Annotated in this window: 20 protein-coding genes; 18 read left to right on the top strand and 2 right to left on the bottom strand. The window is 44.2% G+C overall.

Going from position 1 to position 21393, the window contains the following annotated elements:
* Nucleotides 1-129: 129 nt before the first annotated feature.
* Nucleotides 130-1689: an ABC-F type ribosomal protection protein gene (abc-f, locus tag NSQ36_RS16030; protein ID WP_339207372.1), complete on the top strand. Its 1560-nt coding sequence runs from the start codon at nt 130-132 to the stop codon at nt 1687-1689.
* Between the two features lie 15 nt (nt 1690-1704).
* Here abc-f and NSQ36_RS16025 read toward each other — a convergent pair whose 3' ends face one another.
* Entirely contained in the window at nt 1705-3114 is a 1410-nt protein-coding gene (locus tag NSQ36_RS16025) for a polysaccharide deacetylase family protein (protein ID WP_050944242.1), read from the bottom strand.
* Between the two features lie 321 nt (nt 3115-3435).
* On the opposite strand from NSQ36_RS16025, the gene NSQ36_RS16020 reads away from it, so the two are divergent.
* From NSQ36_RS16020 to NSQ36_RS16005, 4 genes are all read left to right on the top strand, one after another.
* A complete protein-coding gene (locus tag NSQ36_RS16020; RefSeq protein ID WP_189282637.1) occupies nt 3436-4464 on the top strand; it encodes an iron ABC transporter permease in 1029 nt (342 codons plus the stop codon).
* Complete coding sequence (locus tag NSQ36_RS16015) at nt 4461-5462, top strand: iron ABC transporter permease (protein ID WP_327839773.1); 1002 nt, start codon at nt 4461-4463, stop codon at nt 5460-5462. Before NSQ36_RS16020 ends, NSQ36_RS16015 begins: the two co-directional genes overlap by 4 nt.
* Before the next feature lie 17 nt (nt 5463-5479).
* On the top strand, nt 5480-6385 hold the full coding sequence (locus NSQ36_RS16010; protein ID WP_212045770.1) for an iron-hydroxamate ABC transporter substrate-binding protein: 906 nt from the start codon (nt 5480-5482) through the stop codon (nt 6383-6385).
* A gap of 139 nt (nt 6386-6524) precedes the next feature.
* Nucleotides 6525-6749 carry a phage holin gene (locus NSQ36_RS16005; protein WP_003212682.1) on the top strand — a complete coding sequence of 75 codons (225 nt, stop codon included), beginning with the start codon at nt 6525-6527 and terminating at the stop codon, nt 6747-6749.
* A gap of 88 nt (nt 6750-6837) precedes the next feature.
* Here the strand turns inward: NSQ36_RS16005 and NSQ36_RS16000 are convergent, their stop codons facing one another.
* Nucleotides 6838-7308, bottom strand: coding sequence for a helix-turn-helix domain-containing protein (locus NSQ36_RS16000; protein WP_050944236.1), 471 nt, complete (start codon nt 7306-7308; stop codon nt 6838-6840).
* Nucleotides 7309-7559: 251 nt separating this feature from the next.
* Here NSQ36_RS16000 and NSQ36_RS15995 point away from each other — a divergent pair, with 251 nt between their 5' ends.
* The 13 genes from NSQ36_RS15995 to NSQ36_RS15935 all read left to right on the top strand — a co-directional run bounded on the left by NSQ36_RS15995 (nt 7560) and on the right by NSQ36_RS15935 (nt 21260).
* A complete protein-coding gene (locus NSQ36_RS15995) occupies nt 7560-8291 on the top strand; it encodes a Wzz/FepE/Etk N-terminal domain-containing protein (RefSeq protein WP_251190791.1) in 732 nt (243 codons plus the stop codon).
* Nucleotides 8281-8964 (top strand): CpsD/CapB family tyrosine-protein kinase, encoded by a 684-nt coding sequence (locus NSQ36_RS15990; protein ID WP_003212774.1) that lies wholly within the window; start codon nt 8281-8283, stop codon nt 8962-8964. Before NSQ36_RS15995 ends, NSQ36_RS15990 begins: the two co-directional genes overlap by 11 nt.
* A gap of 165 nt (nt 8965-9129) precedes the next feature.
* A complete protein-coding gene (locus NSQ36_RS15985; protein WP_335343193.1) occupies nt 9130-11004 on the top strand; it encodes a nucleoside-diphosphate sugar epimerase/dehydratase in 1875 nt (624 codons plus the stop codon).
* The gene (locus NSQ36_RS15980) at nt 10970-12109 is read left to right on the top strand and encodes a glycosyltransferase family 4 protein (protein WP_309215971.1); all 1140 of its coding nucleotides are present in this window, start codon (nt 10970-10972) and stop codon (nt 12107-12109) included. The genes NSQ36_RS15985 and NSQ36_RS15980 overlap by 35 nt, the downstream gene beginning before the upstream one ends.
* A gap of 2 nt (nt 12110-12111) precedes the next feature.
* A complete protein-coding gene (locus NSQ36_RS15975) occupies nt 12112-12951 on the top strand; it encodes a glycosyltransferase (protein WP_339206096.1) in 840 nt (279 codons plus the stop codon).
* Nucleotides 12944-14074, top strand: coding sequence for a glycosyltransferase family 1 protein (locus NSQ36_RS15970; RefSeq protein ID WP_321999519.1), 1131 nt, complete (start codon nt 12944-12946; stop codon nt 14072-14074). The genes NSQ36_RS15975 and NSQ36_RS15970 overlap by 8 nt, the downstream gene beginning before the upstream one ends.
* A 14-nt stretch (nt 14075-14088) precedes the next feature.
* A complete protein-coding gene (locus NSQ36_RS15965) occupies nt 14089-15192 on the top strand; it encodes an EpsG family protein (RefSeq protein WP_003213102.1) in 1104 nt (367 codons plus the stop codon).
* A gap of 27 nt (nt 15193-15219) precedes the next feature.
* Complete coding sequence (locus NSQ36_RS15960; protein ID WP_339206094.1) at nt 15220-16242, top strand: glycosyltransferase family 2 protein; 1023 nt, start codon at nt 15220-15222, stop codon at nt 16240-16242.
* Between the two features lie 5 nt (nt 16243-16247).
* Nucleotides 16248-17276 (top strand): polysaccharide pyruvyl transferase family protein, encoded by a 1029-nt coding sequence (locus NSQ36_RS15955; protein WP_309215965.1) that lies wholly within the window; start codon nt 16248-16250, stop codon nt 17274-17276.
* A 28-nt stretch (nt 17277-17304) separates the two neighbouring features.
* Nucleotides 17305-18819: an MATE family efflux transporter gene (locus tag NSQ36_RS15950; RefSeq protein WP_321999517.1), complete on the top strand. Its 1515-nt coding sequence runs from the start codon at nt 17305-17307 to the stop codon at nt 18817-18819.
* A gap of 20 nt (nt 18820-18839) precedes the next feature.
* Nucleotides 18840-19433, top strand: a complete 594-nt coding sequence (locus tag NSQ36_RS15945; RefSeq protein WP_321999516.1) for a sugar transferase — start codon at nt 18840-18842, stop codon at nt 19431-19433.
* A complete protein-coding gene (locus tag NSQ36_RS15940; protein ID WP_339206091.1) occupies nt 19396-20082 on the top strand; it encodes an acetyltransferase in 687 nt (228 codons plus the stop codon). Before NSQ36_RS15945 ends, NSQ36_RS15940 begins: the two co-directional genes overlap by 38 nt.
* Entirely contained in the window at nt 20082-21260 is a 1179-nt protein-coding gene (locus tag NSQ36_RS15935) for an aminotransferase class I/II-fold pyridoxal phosphate-dependent enzyme (RefSeq protein WP_137054513.1), read from the top strand. The genes NSQ36_RS15940 and NSQ36_RS15935 overlap by 1 nt, the downstream gene beginning before the upstream one ends.
* Nucleotides 21261-21393 lie beyond the last annotated feature (133 nt).

Here is a 21393-nt window from a genome sequence, read left to right as displayed (position 1 = left end):
GATGTGTGTGTTCAGATAGGAACGGCACGTCATCTGGAATTGATCCGCTTATTTTTGTACACCATTTTGCCTCCTATTCTGAGAATGGGAGGCTTTTTCATGTCTCCTGATACGAAAGGAGAGGGTTGGATGTTAGTAAAAGCCAATCAGTTAAAGGTGTTTCGAAAAGATCGATTGTTATTTGATATCGAGGAGCTTGCCATCCATCAAAGTGACCGCATTGGACTTGTCGGGGCAAATGGAAGCGGGAAAACGACGTTATTGCATGTGCTCGCGGGGCAAGAGACACCAGACAGTGGCACGTTTGCCGCCACAACGACCTGCACACTGCTTCCTCAGCTAAAACAAGCGGATGGCACACAGAGTGGTGGTGAGATGACCCAGACTTATATTGAAAGCGCGTTAAACTGTCCTTCTGCCCTTTTATTAGCAGATGAACCAACGACTCATTTAGATACAGAGCACATTGAGTGGCTGGAAGAGAAGCTGAACAATTATCAAGGAGCCCTCATTGTCGTTTCACATGATCGTGCTTTTTTAGATGCGGTATGTACGGAGATTTGGGAGCTGGATCATGGACAGCTCAATCAATACAAAGGCAACTACACGCAATTTGCACAGCAAAAAGAGCTGGCGCATCGTCAGCAGGTGGAAGCGTACGAAGCTTATACCCAAAAGAAAAAACAGTTAGAGCATGCGCTAGAAAAGAAAAAGAAAAAAGCCGACAAAGCGACAAAGCCATCCCAAAAGCTGAAATCCTCAGGGCCAAAAATTGCAAAGCCCTACTATGCAAATAAGCAAAAAAAGCTGCAAAAAACAGCCAAATCGATTGAAACAAGGATGGAGAAATTAGAAAAGGTTGAGAAAGTAAAAGACATTCAGCCCATTCAAATGACGCAGCACACAATGAAGGAAGTAGCGAGCCGTACCATTTTGCGAGTGAAAAATGTAGATGGCAAGGCGGGCGATCAATTGCTTTGGAAGCAGGCGAATGTGGAAGTGAGAGGCGGGGACAAGGTCGCCATCATTGGCAAGAATGGGAGCGGGAAAACGACATTTCTCCGAATGCTGGTAAATGGACATCCCGGAGTTTCTCGCTCAGAAGCTGTCAAGTTCGGCTATTTTCGTCAGGATCTTTCAGGATTAAAGGTAGATGAATCGATTTTACAAAATGCGCTGAAAGAGGCAGTTCAAGATGAGACAGTGGTACGAACGGTTTTAGCGAGACTTGGGTTTCGAGGGGATGACGTGTATAAACCTGTCGGGGTGTTAAGCGGAGGAGAACGGGTGAAGACCATGCTGGCGTCCTTGCTTGTCAGCGATGCCAATGTTCTCATGCTGGATGAACCGACGAACTTTCTAGATCTGGCGGCAGTTGAAGCGCTTGAAGGTCTATTGAAGGATTACTCGGGTACGGTTGTGTTCGTTTCCCATGATCGCAGACTGATTGAGAATGTGGCGACTCGCATTTTCCATGTTCATGAAAAGCGTATTGAAGCTTTTTGTGGAACATATGAAGCGTATAAACAAAAAGGCGACAAACCAGCTGTGACCCAAAGAGAAGAGGAGCTTCTGTTAATTGATTTACAGCTGTCTGAAGTGCTCAGCCGGTTAAGTATTGAGCCGTCTCAGGAGCTGGAGGAGACATTTCAAGCATTATTGAAACAAAAGAAATCTTTGGAGTCATAAAGAAAACCCCTGTGTTTATTGCACAGGGGCTTGTTCATGTCGTTCTTTTTTTAATTGATCAAGCTCACTGACGGTGACGAGCTGATAGCCTTGTTTGGTGAGTTCATGAATGATCTTCACTGCTGCTTGAGCTGAGCTGTCATAAATATCGTGCATTAACACCGTTCTGCCATCTGCTGCATGTGAAAGAACGTGGTTTGTGATCTGCTGGCTGTTGCGAATTTTCCAATCCTCAGGATCAACATCCCATAAAGAGACCTTCATCCCAACTGCTTGATTGATGTCTTGATTTGTCCCACCATATGGCGGTCTAAAGTGCGTAGGTGTATACCCGCTCGCTTTCTCAATCAGCTTCTGAGTATCCTTCACTTGTTTTACCGCCTCCTTTAAAGGCAGTCTTGTTAATAAAGGATGACTGTAAGAATGGTTTCCGATTTCATTCCCGCCTTTTAGAATATCGGCAAGCATACTAGGATAATACTGCACCCTGCTGCCTAATACGAAAAAGGTCGCATGTCCTTTATTTTCCTTCAGTGCTTCTAAAATCTTTGAGGTGGTCGCTGGGTTCGGACCATCATCAAATGTGAGGGCGATGGCTTTTTTATTTGGATCAAGCTTTGATTTTTGCGGCAGCTTGACGGCTTTTCTTTTTGGATTTGGTTCTTTCATTTCATTTTGATTTTTGGTTTTATTCATATATTCTGGCTTCATTATATCTTTCAGCAGCGTTTTTTTAATCGCAAGTGTTTGGGGACCAAGATCCTCGCCGGCTACTTGAGATGCTGGGAAATAAAATTCTACATATTTCTCTTTCAAGGCAAATTGACTGAAGTTTTGGGCAGTAGGGGCTGTTCCTTTCTGAAGGAGCGTCTGATCCTTAGATAAGGTTTTGTCCTTTTGAAGCTCTGAATATGTAATGTAGGATAATTTCTTTAAAAAGTTGGTTTTAGGTAGAAATAAATCTTTTGTGTCAAGAAAGGTTTTTTTCTGAAAATCATAGTTGATTGTGAGATGATTGGTGGTCCCATTTTGCTGACCTGTATAGGTATAAGTCGTAAAGCGAATAGCAGCCGACTGCTTCGCATAATGCACCATATCATAATCAATATTCAGTTCAAAGCGTTTGTTTTCATCGACGTCCTTGGCTTCACTAAACGTCTTTTTGAAATGCTCTAAAGCTGAATTTGCGTAGCTTTGAATCTTGTCATCTAGCTCTTTTTGATGAAAAAGAGGATAGTTGACTGCATATCTCATAAATTTCCCGTCATTTACGAGAGTAACGATTTCGACGTTTTTATAGTTCGTATCCTGCTTTACATTTTTCTTCTCGGTCCCACTTGCTTGTTGATTCTGAAAGAAAGCAACGACTCCAATGACGATCGCAAGTGCAAATAGGCCGATACTCCATTTTCCCTTTAATGACACAACGTTCAAATCTCCTCTCAAGACGGGTCATTCTTTATCAGTTTGACATCTGTTTGTAATATTTTTATAACATTTGACTTACTTTTGTCATTTTAGAGGATGTTCAGGCGGAATGTCAACTATTTTCCTATTAAACTATGAGAAAAAATGATAGGCCATTTCAAACGAGCAAAGACACTGTATGACACTGTCACCTGCATACCTTCATTAATTAAAAAATGAGGTGTACATTGATTTTTGAGAGGCAGGCAGATATAATTTTGATGATTATGATTCTCATTTTCAAACAGACTTTTAATGAAGAAAAGGATGACACCGATTTTGCAGGATAAGCGAACACCTCAACAAAAACGATCATCATATATTCTGTTCTTTTTGATATTTTTTCTCGCCGTCCTTGGTTTGGCGGCTGCCATGTTTTTGGCTGTGTCATATGGTGCCAAAACATTGTCTCTGCAAACGGTTTGGACAGCTGTATTTGACTATCAGTCAGATGTCACAGAGCAGCAGATCATCCATGAGTTAAGACTTCCTCGTGTTTTAGGAGCAGCTCTTGTTGGAGCGGCATTTGCCGTAGCGGGTGCGCTCATGCAGGGGATTACAAGAAACCCGCTGGCCGATGCGGGAATTTTGGGCATCAATGGCGGTGCGATGTTTGTGGTCGCTCTCTGTTTTGCTTTTTTCCCAGGCATCCCTTATTCGGCACTTATGTTGTTTTCCTTTTTTGGTGCAGTGCTCAGTACGCTGCTGATCTTTGCGATTGGTGCGGCTGGCGGCGTTTTGACACCGCTGCGCTTAACTGTAGCAGGAGCCGTTGTGGCTGCATTGCTTCATGCACTTAGCTCTGGAATCGCGATTTATTTTGACTTAAGCCAGGACCTTGCGTTTTGGTATGCAGGCGGAGTGGCTGGTGTGAAATGGCCGCAGCTGACAATTCTTGCTCCGGTCATTCTCATAGTGATCGTATGGGCGATGCTATTAGGACGGTCACTGTCGCTACTGTCGCTTGGTGAAGATGTAGCGGCAAATCTAGGGGTGAAAACGCGACAAGTGCGAATACTAGGAATGGTAGCTGCTGTATTATTAGCAGGGGTTTCTGTGTCAGCAGTCGGCTCCATTGGGTTTGTCGGTCTTGTCATCCCGCATATCGCACGAAAGCTGGTTGGTGTAAACTATCGTTTCGTCATTCCGATGTCAGCGATATTAGGCGCGGTGCTGCTTGTCTTTGCTGACCTTGCCAGCCGCACCGTTAATCCGCCGCGAGAGCTTGCCATTGGCGTGATGGTGGCACTTGTCGGTGTTCCTTTCTTCTTGTATATTGCCAGAAAAGAAGGGAGGAACCTGTCATGAGAGAGAAACAGCGGGCTCTTGTTGTGACAGTCGTTTTGCTTTGTTTAAGTGTGGTTGTTGTGCTGTATAGCTTAAATACCGGTACGCTGAAACTAAATCCTCTTGTGGTCGTCAAAACGTTATTCGGCTTTGGAGATTTTCAAAGTGAAACGGTGCTGTTTGACTATCGTCTGCCTCGAATCGTGGTAACGATGCTAGCGGGAATTGGTCTTGGTATTGCGGGAGGCATTTTGCAAAGTTTATCTCGTAACCCGCTGGCCGATCCAGGGATTATTGGACTGAATGCAGGCGCCGCATTTGGCTTAATCGTGTTTGTGACGTATTTCCACGCACTAGAAGGCAATCCCTCTCTTCTGATTCCGCTCTTTACATTTGGCGGAGGGCTTCTTGCGGCAGCGGTCATCGTGCTTTTGGCGTATGACCGGCAGGAAGGGCTCGTTCCCATCCGGCTGATTTTAGTAGGAATTGCAGTTGCAGCGGGATTCAGTGCTTTGACATTATTTTTGTCATTGAAGCTAGATGAAGATACTTACACATTTGCTTCAAGATGGCTTGTCGGAAATGTCTGGGGGAGAGATTGGATTCATGTGTTAGCGCTTCTGCCTTGGATTGTATGCCTTGTGCCGCTTACGCTGATGCAGTCAAGCACGCTCAATGCGTTGACATTAGGAGATGCTGTCGCCTCAAGTGTAGGTGTACGTGTTCAGCGTCAGCGTCTCCTTTTGCTGACCTTAGCTGTTGGTTTGGCGAGTGCAAGTGTTTCGATGACAGGCGGTATCGGTTTTATTGGACTTGTCGCCCCGCATTTGGCAAGGCGGCTTGTCGGCTCGCTTCATCAATACTTTTTACCGGTTAGTGCGCTGCTTGGCTTGTTGATTTTGGTCAGTGCCGATACAATTGGACGTTCCATCTTTGCCCCAAATGCCATACCAGCGGGTGTCGTTGTGGCTTTTATCGGCGCTCCTTATTTTCTCTATTTATTAACAAAAACGAAATAAACAAGAAAGAGGAACTCATCATGAAAAAATTACTTGTGCTTGGTTTAACGCTCTGTTTTATTTTGCTTGCCGCTTGTGGTCAACAGGAAACAAAGAATAAAGCAACTCAAAATGATCATGGAACACCGAAAATTGCTTCCTTGTCTATTCATTTAACGAATGACTTATTAGCACTCGGTATCAAGCCAGCAGGCTCTGTTGTAGGAGGGGATTTAAAAGATTTTCTTCCACATGCCAAAAAGCAGCTGAGTGGTACGAAGAAGCTGGGCATCGCAGCCGATCCCGATATGGAGTCGCTGCTTGCATTACAACCAGATGTTATTTACGTTGATGAAGAACTAGCTGGACAAGATTTATCGAAATATAAGAAAATCGCCAAAACGGAAGTGTTTGATTTAAATAACGGCACTTGGCGTGATCATTTGAAAAAAATCGGCAAGCTCGTCAATAAAGAGAAAGAAGCCGATCAATATATTCAGGATTACAATCAAGAAGCAAAAGAAGTCAAATCGCTCATCAAACAAAAGATTGGAAACGGAAAAGTAATGGCGATCCGTGTGACGGCAAAGGAACTTCGAGTATTTAGCATGAAGCGCCCAATGGGTCCAATTTTGTACGAGGATTTAGGCCTCACACCTGTCGATGGGGTGAAGAAACTGGACAGCAAACGGCCATTTGAAGTGATTTCTCAAGAGGTTCTTCCTGACTATGATGCAGATGCTATCTTTGTCGTTGTGAACCGTGATGATAAAGCGCAGCAGGCATTCAAGCAATTAGAAAAGACGCCGATTTGGAAGGGGCTAAAAGCTGTGAAGAACAATCAAGTCTATCCGATTGCCGATCAGCCATGGCTCGATTACTCAGCACTAGGCAATAAAATGGCATTGGATGAAGCGAAAGAGATGTTTTCTACATCAAAATAAGATGAAATCAGGCATCATTCCTTATATAGGCATGATGTCTCTTTTTTTGATCCGGTCTTCTATTCTTTCGGTTTTTGCATACATATGAGAGAGAACGAGCCGTACCGCCCGTGAAGGGGAAGAAAGGGAGGGGTTACAGTTGGAAGTTCAAAAAATTAGTGCAGGTACAATCGCAAGGCTTGTGCTGCTTTTGCTCGCGCTTGTCAACAGTGCGCTAACCGCTGCGGGAAAAAGCCCAATACCTATTGATGAAGAAGGTATTCAGCAATTCATCACGTTAGTCTTTCTTGGAATTACATCTCTCTGGGCCTATTGGAAAAACAATGATATAACGAAAAAAGCACGAACAAAAAAAGCAGAATAAGAGGAAAAAGAGCCTTTTCATGATAAAAGGCTCTTTTTCAGCGAAGCGTCAAACGCCTCTCCCCGCAATTTGACTCTTCCTGAAAGGCTTACGCCCGTCGTTCTCCCATGTTGGCGAGGAATGCTTTTACTTCCTCAATGCTTAAGCCGATAGCTTTCGCCTCACTCATCAGACGCTTCCATTCTGTTATATTCGAATCCGTCAACTTTCTATGAGTGACATGTAACGTCTTTTCTTCCTGCTCCTTTCGGTACGTTTGGAGCAGCTGATAGAGTTCTTCTTTTGGCATGCCGGATTGGACGGCATTGACGATATGCTCCCGCCATTCGTGTTCACCACTCTCAGACTCATGAAACATCAACGTCTCTGCATCAAACAGCTCTTGTAAATCAATCTCTAGCGAAGAGGATACCTTTTTTAAAAACTGGACAGATGGATTTCTGTGGACACCACGCTCTATCTTACTCAAATACGATTTAGAAACATGGGCATCTTCAGCCAGCTGCTGAATGGAGTATCCCTTCCTCTTTCGGTAAATGCGTATCACCTTTCCTATCATTCGATCATCCCTTCTTCCTGGCGAATCGTACTGCGACCTTTTCGTTCATTATAAGAAATAAATTGTTCTTTATAAAATTCAAAAACGTAAGAATTAGGAAGTAAACAAAAGAAAACGAACGATTTCGTTCTTTAAAAAGAACTATAAGACCTATTATGACATTTTTCTTTGCGGGTATTATCTTTTATAATCCAATCATTAACAAAAAGAAACCATATATAACCTTTTTATGATGAAATCGGGAGGTATCTATGAATGAGAATATAGGTTTTAAGCAGCTGTTTTCTGTCATTAAAGAGAAAATGGCCCTTCTGATCCTGATTGTCCTGATCGTAACGGGCATTTCAGCCTACTATCAGTTCTATGTCTCGACTCCTGTATATCAGGCAACCACTCAAATTCTTGTTCATAAACGCAGTAATGACGCACAAGCGAACTTAAACGATATTCAGATGAACCTTCAATATACACGTACCTTTCAAGTTTTATTAAAAAGTCCGATCGTCATTGAAAAAGTAAAAGAAACACTCAATCTCACAGAATCAGCTGAAGGATTAAAACACAAAATTGCCACAAGTACAGAAAATGAGTCTGAGGTCATCAATATTTCTGTGCAAGATGAGGATCGCGCAAAGGCAGTTGCCATCGCGAATACTGCAACAGAGGCGCTGCAAGAAGAAATCAAAAAAACCATGAATATGGATCGCATTAATGTTTTGTCTGAAGCCAAGCTGTCCAATACGATTCTCATGAATTCAAGAAAATTCGTTCATATCGTACTGGCACTAGGCGCCTCTTTATTAGGGGGGATAACACTCATTTTCTTAATGAACCTACTCGATGATACTGTAAAACGAACACATCAAATAAGAGAAGAGATCGGATTGCCGTCGCTCGGTAGCGTCTATCAGATGCAGGCAGACAGGAGGGCAAAAAAAGACAAGCAGTCCGTCATAACGGGAGGACAGAACATTGATCTTTAAGAGAAAGAAAAGAGAAAAGAGAGATTTATCCTGTATTTCTGTATTAGATCCTCACTCTGTCATAGCTGAACAATTTCGTACGATCCGAACGAACATCGAATTCACATCAATCCAAACAAGGCTGAAATCCATATTGGTGACATCCTCCTTGCCGAAGGAAGGGAAATCATTTACGGCTGCAAATCTAGCAGCTGTTTTTGCACAGCAGAAAAAGCGGGTGCTGCTAATGGATGCTGATTTGCGAAAGCCGGCTGTTCATGAATATTTTGACCTGAGTCATCACACGGGCTTGACCAATGTGCTATTAAATAATTGCAGCTTGGAGGAAGCTATTTTACCCACACCTATTGAACATTTAGAGCTGCTTCCGAGTGGAACCATTCCGCCGAATCCAGCTGAGCTGCTCTCCTCTTCTGTCATGAAGCAGCTGTTTTATGAAATTGAACAGCAATATGACATGGTGATTGTTGATTCTGCGCCGCTTCTGCCAGTAGCCGATGCAAAGATCCTGGCGAACCGGACAGATGGAAGCATTCTTGTTGTCTTAAGCGGCAAAACCAAGATAGCTGCGGTCAAGAAATCAAAAGAAGTGTTAGACGGGACAACAGGTAAACTGCTTGGGGCTATGCTAAATGGCAAGAAAGAGAAAAAGGGAAGGCTGTATATGTATTAACAAGATTGATAGGTGATGTCTCCTAATCTTTAACAATGGAGGCACTCGATCCTGCTGTGGGCATGACCAATGCCTTAGATGCTCGTCATCAATAGTGGGATGTGAGGACGGGTTTGATGCCCATTTTACGTAAGAATAGTGATGTTTTAAAAAGGGGGAGGAGCGTTGACTTACGCCCAAAGATTATCAATCATCGTGGCACTAGATTCATATCTCATCTTAGTGGCTGTCTTTTTTGGTTTTCAATTTGTCCAAGAAGCGGCGTTAACTGTTTATACATTTGAAATGCTCGTCATTTCTTCGCTCAGTCTACTCATTGGGCACCATTTGTTTTCGTATATTTTTCACGTGTACAAGCAAGTATGGGCTTATACAGGGGTAAGAGAGCTATTTTCTTTAATGAAGACCTTTGTATGTTCTTTTTTATTTTCAATGGCAATGCTGTACCTTTTCGTGCAGACATGGCCCTTCCGTTTTTTATTCATCGTGTGGCTTTTTCACGTATTATTCATCGGTGCATCTCGAATGGCGTCCCGGCTATTACATGATGGGGCAAAGCGGCTGCAGGTAGAAAAGGAGCGGGCCTTAATCATTGGCGCCGGATCAGCTGGAACCATCATCGTTCGTCAGCTTCAGCAATCGAGTGATGTACATATTGAGCCAGTCGCCTTCATAGATGATGACAAGACGAAGCATAGGCTTGAAATCATGGGACTGCCTGTTCTAGGGGGGAAAGAACAGATTCAAACAGCTGTTGTGATGATGGATATTCAAAAGATCATCATCGCCATTCCGTCCAAAAGCAGCCATACGTTAAAAGGGCTGTATAAGGAATGCGTAGCGACTGGGGTTAAAACGCAGATCATGCCGGAGATGGAGCAGATTTTAAAAGGAACCCATGCGCTGAATCAATTACGAGATGTACAGCCAGAGGATTTATTAGGTAGAGAACCGATTCAATTAGATTCGAGCCGTCTATCTGTCCATTTAAAGGGGAAAACCATCATGGTCACAGGGGCAGGCGGATCGATTGGGTCAGAAATCTGTCGTCAAATTTGTGTGTTTGCTCCTCAAGCGATTGTGCTTGTGGGACATGGAGAATTTAGCATTCATTCTATTTTACTAGAGCTGAAAGAAATCTATGGGGACACCATCAGTCTCTATCCGCAAATTGCGGATATCCAAGATAAACAGAAAATGAGTGAAATCGTTGGTCAGTTTCAGCCGGATATGATTTATCATGCTGCGGCACATAAGCACGTCCCGCTCATGGAGATCAGTCCAAAAGAAGCAGTGAAAAACAATATTATCGGGACAAAAAATGTCGCAGAAGCTGCACATGAGCATGGCATTGAAACATTCGTCCTCATTTCCTCTGACAAAGCGGTCAATCCTGCCAATGTGATGGGCGCCACAAAGCGATTTGCTGAAATGCTGATCATGCAAATGGGGGCAAGCAGTGACACAAAATTTGTCGCGGTTCGGTTTGGAAATGTACTCGGAAGCAGGGGAAGCGTCATTCCAATTTTTAAGAAACAGATCGAACAAGGCGGGCCGGTCACGGTCACGCACCCAGCCATGACAAGATATTTTATGACCATTCCAGAAGCATCGAGACTTGTCATTCAGGCGGGTGCCATGGCAGAAGGAAGACAGATTTTTGTATTAGATATGGGGGAGCCAGTGAAAATTGTTGACCTCGCAGAAAACCTCATTCACCTCTCAGGCTACACCACAGACCAGATTCCGATTACGTTCACAGGCATTCGCCCTGGGGAGAAAATGTATGAGGAACTACTCAACCAGCATGAAAAAGCACAGGAACAAATTTTCCCGAAAATTCATATCGGCCATGCGCTGGATGGAGACCCATATGTGCTGAACCGCTTTATCCATGAATTTGACATGATGAGTGAAGAGCAAATGAGAGAAGCATTGTTTGCTGCCATCGAATCGCATGATTTGTTGTCTGAACAGATGACAAGAGAGGGGGAAGCACTTGCCAATGAAGAAAAAAATCTTGTTTTGCGCAACGGTTGACTATCATTTTAAGGCATTTCACCTTCCGTATTTCCGGTGGTTTCAAGAACAAGGATGGGAAGTGCATACAGCGGCAAATGGTCAGCTGGAGCTTCCCTATGTGGATCAAGCGCACTCGATTCCGATTCAGCGATCTCCTTTTCATGTGCACAACCGGTTTGCGTATGTGGAGCTGAAGAAGCTGTTAGCGAAAGAGCACTACGACTTTATCCATTGCCACACACCAATGGGAAGTGTGATTGGCAGACTAGCAGCCAAAAGCACGCGCAAAAAAGGGACGAAGGTTCTTTACACAGCACATGGCTTTCACTTTTGGCAAGGAGCACCGCTTCAAAACTGGCTGCTCTATTATCCGATTGAGCGATGGCTCGCCCGCCATACAGACGCTCTGATCACCATTAATGGAGAGGATTTTAAAAGAGCAGATCGTCTATCAAAAGAGCGGGCATCTGTTTATTACGTTCCTGGTATGGGTGTGGATATGAAACGATTTGCACCAGTTAATGCAAAAGAGAAGCAGCGTCTTCGTGCAGTCCATGGCTTTTCTTCAGAAGATTTTATTGTGCTGTGCGCTGGCGAATTAAATGCGAATAAAAACCAAGGGATGCTCATCAAAGCATGTGCCCAGCTATATAGGAAAATACCAAATGTGAAGGTCGTGTTTGCCGGTGAAGGGGCAATGAGGCCGATGTATGAAAAGCTGGTTCACGAGCTCCATCTTGAAAAGCATGTCCACTTTGCTGGTTTTTGCAAACAAATTGAGGAATGGATGCATTTGAGTGATGTATGTGTGTCGACTAGTTTGAGAGAAGGGCTCGGCATGAATCTGCTTGAAGCGATGTCTGCGGAAAAGCCGGTCATTGCAACAGAGAATAGAGGACACTGTGAGTTGATCAGACATGGCGTGAATGGTTTTTTAGTCAAACTGCATGATGTGAATGACTTGGCTGAATATTTGCACCAGCTTTATCACAAAAGAGATCAGCTGCCCCTCATGGGAAAAGCGGGGCGCTCCTTAGCCCATGCATTTGCACAGGAGCAGACGGTGAGTGCTATGGAAGAAATTTATACAACTTATATGGATCAAGCAGAGAAGGTGATGTGAGCATGCATAAGCCAAAGGTGTCTATCATCATGGGCGTCTACAATTGCCAAGACACAGTAGAAGAAAGTATTGAATCCATTCTTCATCAAACATATGACAACTGGGAGTTCATCATATGTGATGACGCATCAACAGACGGCACCTATGAAAAAGTGCTGTCCTATACAAAACGAGAACCTGAAAGAATTTGCCTTATCCGCAATGAGCATAATCAAAGGCTCGCTGCCAGTCTGAATCGCTGTCTAGCTGAAGCGAGGGGAGACTTGATTGCAAGGCAGGATGGCGACGATATATCAGTACCTGATCGTTTAGAAAAACAGGTGCATTTCCTTGAATCACATCCTGAATATGATGTGGTCGGGACGGCGATGACGGTGTTTGATGAATCGGGTACAAAAGGGGTACGTGCACTGATTTCAGAGCCTGATCGAAAAGTGCTGGCAAGAGGGACGCCTTTTTGTCATGGAACCATTATGATGAGGGCTGCTGCGTACAAGGCTTTAAATGGATATCGCTCTGTGAAAACAACGAGGCGGATGGAAGATATTGATCTGTGGATCCGTTTTTTTGCTACGGGGAGAAAAGGCTTTAATTTACAAGAGCCGTTATACCTTGTGAGAGAGGATGAAGCGGCTTTTCAGCGTCGTAAGTTTCAATATTCGATAGACAATGCTTGGCTCGTTTTGAAAGCATGCTGGTTATTAAAATTGTCGCCGGTTCATTATTTGTTTGCGCTAAAGCCGGTGGTCCGCGCCTGTTTATCACCGAAGATCATGAAATTTTATCACCAGCGGAAGCTGGAGGCGTCTTTGTTGAAAAGGAGGACGATTCGGGATGAGTGAGCCAAAGCGTGTACTTCATATTGTGGGCGGGATGAACCGCGGCGGAGCTGAAACGATGATCATGAACATCTATCGTGCACTTGATAGAAATGTCCTCCAATTTGACTTTATTACCCACCGGAAGGATGTCTGTGATTATGATGAGGAAATTCAGAGGCTCGGAGGACGTATCTTTTACGTCCCGAGTATTGGGGCATCCTCTCCTTTGGCATTTGTCAGAACATTGACAAAGACGATCAAACGAACAGGACCGTATCAAGCAGTGCATGCACATACAGATTTTCAAACAGGCTTCTCTGCCCTTGCTGCGAAATTGGCGGGTGTAAAGGTGCGGATTTGTCATTCGCATAATACAGCTTGGAAACAGTCGCCAAATTGGGTAGACCATATGATGCTCAAAGGGTTTCGCCGGCTGATTTTTGCATTTTCTACAAAGCTTGTTGCATGCGGTGAGGATGCCGGCTCCTTTTTATTTGGGCAGAAAAAAATGAAGAATAGACAGGTTGAGGTGCTGCCGAATGGGATTGATTTATCCCTTTTCTTTCAGCCTGATCCAGAAGAAAAGGTGAAGATCAAAAAGCAGCTTGGTCTTCAGGAAAAGAGTATGGTGATAGGTCATATTGGTCGTTTTCATGAACAAAAAAATCACGTTTTTTTTATGGAATTGGCACAGACCTTAAAGAAGCAGGGGGTCTCATTTCAGCTTGTCCTTGTAGGGGATGGACCGCTGAGGCAGGTGGTTGAATCATATGCGGAAAAGGCCGGTTTGTTAGACAACATTGTCTTTACAGGTGTTGTATCGGACGTTCCAGACTATATGAAAGCATTTGATGTATTTGTGATGCCTTCCTTGTTTGAAGGCCTTCCACTCGTTTTAGTGGAAGCACAGGCATCTGGATTGCCTTGTGTGATTTCAGATCATATTACAGAGGAAGTAGATTTAGGCTGCGGTCTTGTGAAAAGAATGTCGCTTCGGGATTCCGCGCATGAATGGATGAAGGCGGTGCTTGAAGCGTATCATGCAGAGCCTCCTCTTCAAGAGACCATTACGTACCAGCTTGAACAAAGAGGATTTGATGTCAAACAGAACATCACACGTGTGATGAAAGGATATGGATTGTAAGGAAGGAATGGCAGATGGCGGTATATTTGGTGAACATGATCATGGTCTATTTATGGTCGAGCTTTGCCGCATTTTACGGCAGGCGTGATGATACCATTCAAAGCGGATGGCGGCCTAACAAGATTCTCGTGTTATTTCCGTTTTTGTTTCTTTGTATTGTCGCTGGTATTCGGTACAAAGTAGGAACCGATTTTGTCACATATGGACAGATGTATGAGTTCTCCATCAATTATGAAAAGCCTTGGCACATATTCGGATTTGGTGTGGACAAGGCGGCCACTGACCCAGGATTTACGTTTATTTTATGGATGCTCAATCAACTGTCCCATGATCCGCAAATCATGTATATCTCGGTTGGGGCGATCACTTATTTTTTTATCATCAAGACGCTCATTCAATATGGTCGTCCCTTTGAGCTGAGTATGCTGCTTTTTCTCGGCACCTTTCATTATTACGCTTCGTTTAATGGCATGCGTCAGTATATGGTGGCGGCGGTTCTTTTTTATGCCATCCGTCTTGTGATCAATGGTCAGTGGAAATTGTATTTTCCGCTCGTCCTCGTATGTTCATTGTTTCATTCATCGGCTCTCATCATGATTCCTGTGTATTTTATCGTGAGAACAAAATCGTGGTCTTGGATGATGCTGGTCTTATGCATGATTTTCTTAGGGTTAACCGCTCTTTATGACCGCTTTATTTCCGTGTTTGTCGTAATGCTGCAAGGCAGTTCATATGGGCATTACGAGGAATGGCTCACAACGAATACAAATGGAATGAATGTGACAAAAATCGGTGTATTGATTTTGCCGCTTTTGCTTGCGTTCTTTTATCGAAAACGGCTTCGTGAGCTGACGCCTGAGAGTGATTACGTTGTGAACTTTTGTTTGCTCGGTTTCTTGTTTGGCATCCTTGCCACCAAGGATGTCATTTATGCAAGATTTCATATTTATTTTGGCTTGTATCAGCTTATTTTACTGCCGTATTTCACACGTATTTTTGATCAGCGGTCTAATGTTTTTATCTATGTAGGGATTGCTGTTTGCTATATTCTGTACAGCATCATGCTGATGCCGTTCGATTCATCTGTGTTACCGTACAGGACGATATTTACAAAGTAGATTTTGAGAAAGGTGGGGCATGTTGTAATGCCAGCTATCAGTCTATTGGTCGCAGTCTACAATACGAGTCAGTATGTGGAGCAATGCCTTCAATCAATTGCAGATCAAAGTTTTTCAGATATAGAGGTTATTCTCGTGAATGATGGATCTACAGATCACAGCGGAGAATATCTTGAAGCATTTGCTGCACAAGATCAGCGGTTTCGGGTCATTCATCAAACCAATCAAGGGTTAGGCGCTGTGAGAAACCGGGGCATCGAAGAAGCAAAGGGCACGTATATTGCCTTTATTGATTCAGATGATATTCTCGCGCCTCATTACTGCGAAGCCTTGTATGAAAAAGCTGAAATGATCGGCGCAGATTTAGTTATCAGTGAGTACTGGATTCAATTTGAACAGTCAAAGCGAACCATACCAACGACGCTGTTAGCCGAGCGGTCGGCCGAAAAAACGAGTTTAATTGAAGCGTTATTGCACGGAGACATGACGGGGTTTTCATGGAATAAGCTGTATCGGCGTGCCTTTATCGAAGAACACGACATTCGATTTCCGTTGCGGGGAGAACTTGAGAACATAGAAGATCAATATGTGACGCTGCGCTGTTTTTCTTTATCACACAGTATTGCCTTTGTTCATGAACCACTTTATTACTACCGTGTTCATCTATCTTCTATTGTGCAGCGATATCAAAAGCAGTATTTTCATCATGGACTAACCTTTTATCATGCACAGCGCTTGTTTTTGACAGAATATGATGACATCTCTCTGTATGAGAAGGCACTTGATTTTTTTATTGTCAATCACACTCTTCATTGTATGCTCAACGAATGGAAGAGCCAAAATGCACTCTCTCTTCGGGAAAAGCTTGATCATATGCGGGAAATGGTGACACACGAGGCTTTTCAGCATGCCGTCAAACAAGTGGAGCCATCGAAGCTCACCGCGCGGAAGCGAATGATTTTATTCCTTGCGAAGTGCCGGCTGGTCTATCCACTTTCTGCCGCCGCTTCTAGCTATCAAAAATGGATCGAATATCAAACAAGGAAATAGGGGTGATGAGATTGACATTGCAGCAATTGAAGGCGCACGCCGCAGAGTGGCTGCTCTTAAAGGTTAAATATCCGCTTGAATATCGACTGAGCCGCCAAAGCCTGCCAGAGCGGAGTCATCAGAAGAAAATCATTCTCACGCTGCTGCCAGGACATGATAATTTAGGGGATCATGCGATTGCCTATGCGAGTTATTGTTTTTTAAAAGAGCACTTTCCCGCCTATGACATCATGGAAGTGGACATGAAAGAGATCTATCGCCTCGCCCGTCCGTTAAAGCGTATGCGGCACCCGGAAGACATCGTCTGTATCATCGGTGGGGGCAATATGGGGGACTTATACCGTTATGAAGAATGGACGAGACAATTTATCATGAAAACCTTCAAGTCCTATCCGGTGATTCAACTGCCGGCCACTGCCCATTTTACAGAAACAAAGAGAGGAAAAAGAGAGGAACGCCGCGCTATTCAAACATACAAACACCATCCGAGGCTGCTTCTCATGGCAAGAGATCAAACAACCTACACTTGGATGAAGCAGCACTTCCCTGATCAAGATGTGTGGAAACAGCCTGATATGGTGCTGACATTAGATGAATCAACCAAGGAACAAAAACGTGAAGGGGTTTTACTTTGTTTGCGAGAGGATAAGGAAGCGTACCTCACCGAAAAGGAGCGGCGGCAGCTAAAGCAGCAAATTCAAGAGACGTATGATCAAGTCGATTTGATCACAACGACAATTGGCAAACGAGTGGATCGAACGACTCGCTTAGATGAATTATCTGCCTTATGGACAGAGTTAAGTAAGGCGCAGGTGGTCGTGACAGACCGGCTTCACGGTATGATTTTTTGTGCGATTACGCAAACACCGTGTGTTGTCCTCAGGTCGTTTGATCATAAGGTGATGGAAGGGTATGAATGGGTGGCTCATCTTCCGTTTTTGACGCTATTGAAAGAACCGAATGGGGCGTCTGTGAAAGAGGCGATTCATCAGCTGATGAAAACGAGCGGACAAAAGGGAGAGGAAGCTGGATGAAGGCTTTTACACGCTGCGTGAAATCAAAATGAATCGAGCGTTTCTTTACAATGCCAGTGCAAACATCATGACGTTTGTCTTGATGATGCTTATGTCTGTTTGTTTAACACCGTACATCGTTCATACACTTGGAGTCGAAGCATTCGGCTTAATCCATCTGACGCAAAATATGATCAACTATTTATCGGTTATTACGGCGTCATTAAGTGCTGTGGTGGTGCGCTTTTTTTCTGTGGCGGCTCATAAAGGGGAAATGGAGAAGGCGCAGCGCTATCTCTCATCTTATTTCGTCAGTTCCATTTTTTTATCGATTAGCCTTTTTCTGTTTTGTCTATTCATGTCCCGCCAGCTGGTAGAGTGGCTTCATGTGCCTATTTATCTCGCAAAAGACACACAGACCGCCTTTATATTAGGGGGTCTTTTATTTATGCTCAATTTTGTCATGTCCGGCATTGGGGCTGCGCCGTTTTATGCGAATAAGTTATATGTATCAAGTATTGGTCAGGCCATTCAAATGTTTTTGAGGGCACTGATGATTGTGCTGCTGTTTACATGGACGGCACCAGCCATCTGGCATATTCCACTTGCGGCTGTGATAGGAAGCTTGGCGGCTATGGGAATTGGTATCTATTATTTTAAAAAGCTTATTCCTTGGTTTTCGTTTAAGTGGCGGCACGTTTCACTATCTTCTAGTCTCACACTTGTTCGATCAGGGGTCTGGCATTCTTTTGAGCAAATGGGGATTTTACTATTTTTACAGATTGATTTATTGATGACCAATCTGCTCATTGGAGCGGAAGCGACGGGACAGTATGCGGCGATATTACAATTTCCATTATTATTACGCACACTCGCAGGGACATTGGCGGTTGTGTTTGCCCCAACGATTACGAAATTTTACTCGAATCAAGATGAAGACGGTCTCATCCAATATGCAGCCAGTGCCATTAAGTGGAGCGGATTATTTGTCGCGTTTCCGGCCGCTCTGCTAGGAGGACTTGCCGGTCCGCTCATGCTTTTATGGCTTGGACCTGCCTTTGAAGAGCTGAAATGGCTTCTCATGATTCATGCTGCTTATTTATGCTTGACCTTGATGTTTTTACCGCTGACATATGTGCCGACCGCTTTTAATCGATTGAAGGTTCCAGCGGTGGTCACGCTCATATTAGGTGTATCCAATGTACTTTTTGCCTATGGATTGACTCATACGCTTCAGCTTGGTTTATACGGCATTGCATCAGCGGGAGCGATTGTTTTATTGATCAAAAATATCGTGTTTCTGCCATTTTATACGGCCCGCATCACGAATCAGAAACGCACCATCTTTTACAAACATACGATGGTTCCACTTGCAGGAGCGCTCATGGTTTGGGGCGTCTGTGCAGGAATCCAAGCGATTTATGACGTGACGTCCTGGTGGGAGCTGTTTTGTATTGGCGGTCTTTGTTTCTTTCTCTATATGGGCTACTTGTATCAATTTGCAGGAACAAAACGAGAGCGGCAGCAGCTGGTGCACAAGGTAAAACAAGCTGTTTCCCGCTAGTGAGATAAGGAGATTTCATGATGAAAAGAATGTTAGATGTGATGGTGGCATTGACGCTGCTCATCGCAGGCAGTCTTCTTTTTCCTCTGCTTTATGGACTGATTCGGTGGAAAATTGGGACGCCTGTGTTGTTTCGGCAGAAGCGGCCTGGTCTGTATGGCCGGCCATTTATGCTATATAAATTTCGGACGATGACCGATGAACGTGACGAGCACGGGGTGCTCCTGCCAGATCATCTACGATTAACTAAAACGGGCGCATTGATTCGCAAGCTCAGTCTTGATGAATTGCCGCAGCTAGTCAATGTCCTAAAAGGAGAGCTCAGTCTTGTTGGACCAAGGCCGCTTCTGATGGAGTATTTGCCGATGTATACAGAGGAGCAAGCAAGGCGCCATCTTGTCAAGCCTGGCATTACTGGATGGGCACAGGTGAATGGAAGGAACACGATCTCCTGGGAGGAGAAATTCACCTATGACCTCTGGTACGTCGAGCATCAATCATTTTGGCTTGATATGAAAATTTTATGGATGACCTTGCTGAAAGTCATCAAAACAGAGGGGGTGCAGCAGCCGCATCATGCCACAGCTGAAAAATTCAAAGGAACTGATATATAAAGAGCAACCGATTGGTTTAATTGGGGCTGGCGGGCATAGCAAAGTCATTCAAGAAATGATTGCTGCCCATCCCGATTACTCATTATGTGCCGTATTAGATGATCAATTTGAAGAGACGACGACTCAAAGCAGTATCTTGTATGGACCGATCTCCATGAGTCAACAGCTGAGAGAGACAATGCCACATATGAAATGGCTGATTGCGATCGGACAAAATGAGAGCAGACAGTTAGTAAAGGAACGCCTCTCCTTTGAAAACACGGCATTTGCCACACTCATCCATCCACAGGCGGTCGTAAGTCCATCAGCAGTCATTGGAAGAGGAGCTGTCGTTATGGCAAGGGCAGTAGTTCAAGCAGATGCAGCAATCGGTGAACATGCGATTATCAACACAGGATCTATCGTAGAGCATGACTGTATACTGGAATCGTTTGTCCATCTGTCACCGGGAGCAGTGTTAACTGGCTGTGTGTCTGTACGAATGGGTACACATATTGGAGCAGGTGCTGTTGTGATACCCGGGACATCGATCGGAAGCTGGACACTCATTGGCGCAGGAGCCGCAGTAACAAGAGATATACACGATCAGAAAGTCGCTGTAGGCATTCCTGCAATAGAAATCAAAGATCGGCGAGAGGGTGGGAAATGATGCAAGAAAGGAAACGAATTTACTTATCACCACCGCATATGAGCGGAAAAGAGTATTTGAAAATAGAGGAAGCCTTCAAGAGCAACTGGATTGCACCGCTTGGACCTCTTGTGAATGAATTTGAGCAGGCAGTTGCGCGCTATGCAGGAGTGGATGCAGGAGCGGCTTTATCTTCTGGAACAGCAGCAATTCACCTCGCCTTAAAGCTTATTGGCGTTCAAAAAGGGGACATTGTCTTTTGTTCCACCCTCACATTTGTTGCAACTGCAAATCCGATTTTATATGAACAAGCGACACCCGTTTTTATTGATTCTGAAAGGGATACATGGAATATGTGCCCGATTGCTTTAGAAAAGGCATTTGTGGAATCAAAACGACTTGGAAAAAGACCCCGTGCTGTCATTGTCGTGCATTTATATGGACAAAGCGCAAAAATGGACGAGATTCTGGCGTTGTGTGAAGCATATGATGTACCAGTCATTGAGGATGCGGCTGAATCGTTAGGCTCTCTATATAAAGGAAAAAAAAGCGGCTCAATGGGCAGGTTCGGTGTCTATTCGTTTAATGGAAATAAAATCATTACAACATCAGGCGGCGGAATGCTTGTGAGTGATGATGAAGCTGCGATCGAACGCTGCCGCTTTCTCGCTTCACAGGCTAGAGAACGCGCGATGCATTATGAGCATCAAGAGATAGGATACAACTATCGCATGAGCAACCTGCTAGCAGGCGTCGGGATTGCTCAGATGGAAATATTGGACGAGCGTGTTGAACAAAAGCGCCGCATTTTCAGGCGTTATCAGGAGGCGTTATCTAAAGTAGAGGGTCTTTATTTCATGCCTGAATATCAAGACACCAAGTCCAACCGCTGGCTGACGACATTGACTATTGATCGCGATAAAAATACCTCTCCAGTGGACATTATTGCTGCACTAGAAGAAGAACAGATTGAAGCAAGACGTGTATGGAAGCCGCTGCACGAGCAGCCGCTCTTTCGTGATTGTCCCTTTTATTCAGCGGCGAAAGGCACTCCCGTATCTGAATTGTTATTTGAAACAGGGCTTTGTCTCCCCTCTGGAACAAGTATGACAGACGCTGAACAGGATCGTATCATTGACACACTTCGTCATGCCCTGCGAGAAAAAAACTTCACCTCTTCACAGGCTGCTCACTTGTAAGCAGCCTGCCTCTCTTTTTATCAAATTCATCAACTAATGGAATAATTAGGATTTTTTGTTGTCATATCGTTTTAAATATGTTATTGACAACGGGGTTGTTCCTCCTTAAAATGAAAATGATTATCAGCATCAA

It is taken from the genome of Bacillus sp. FSL W8-1143 (assembly GCF_037965155.1).
GTDB classification, from domain to species: domain Bacteria; phylum Bacillota; class Bacilli; order Bacillales; family Bacillaceae; genus Bacillus; species Bacillus pumilus.
This window is presented reverse-complemented; position numbering and strand designations above follow the sequence as displayed.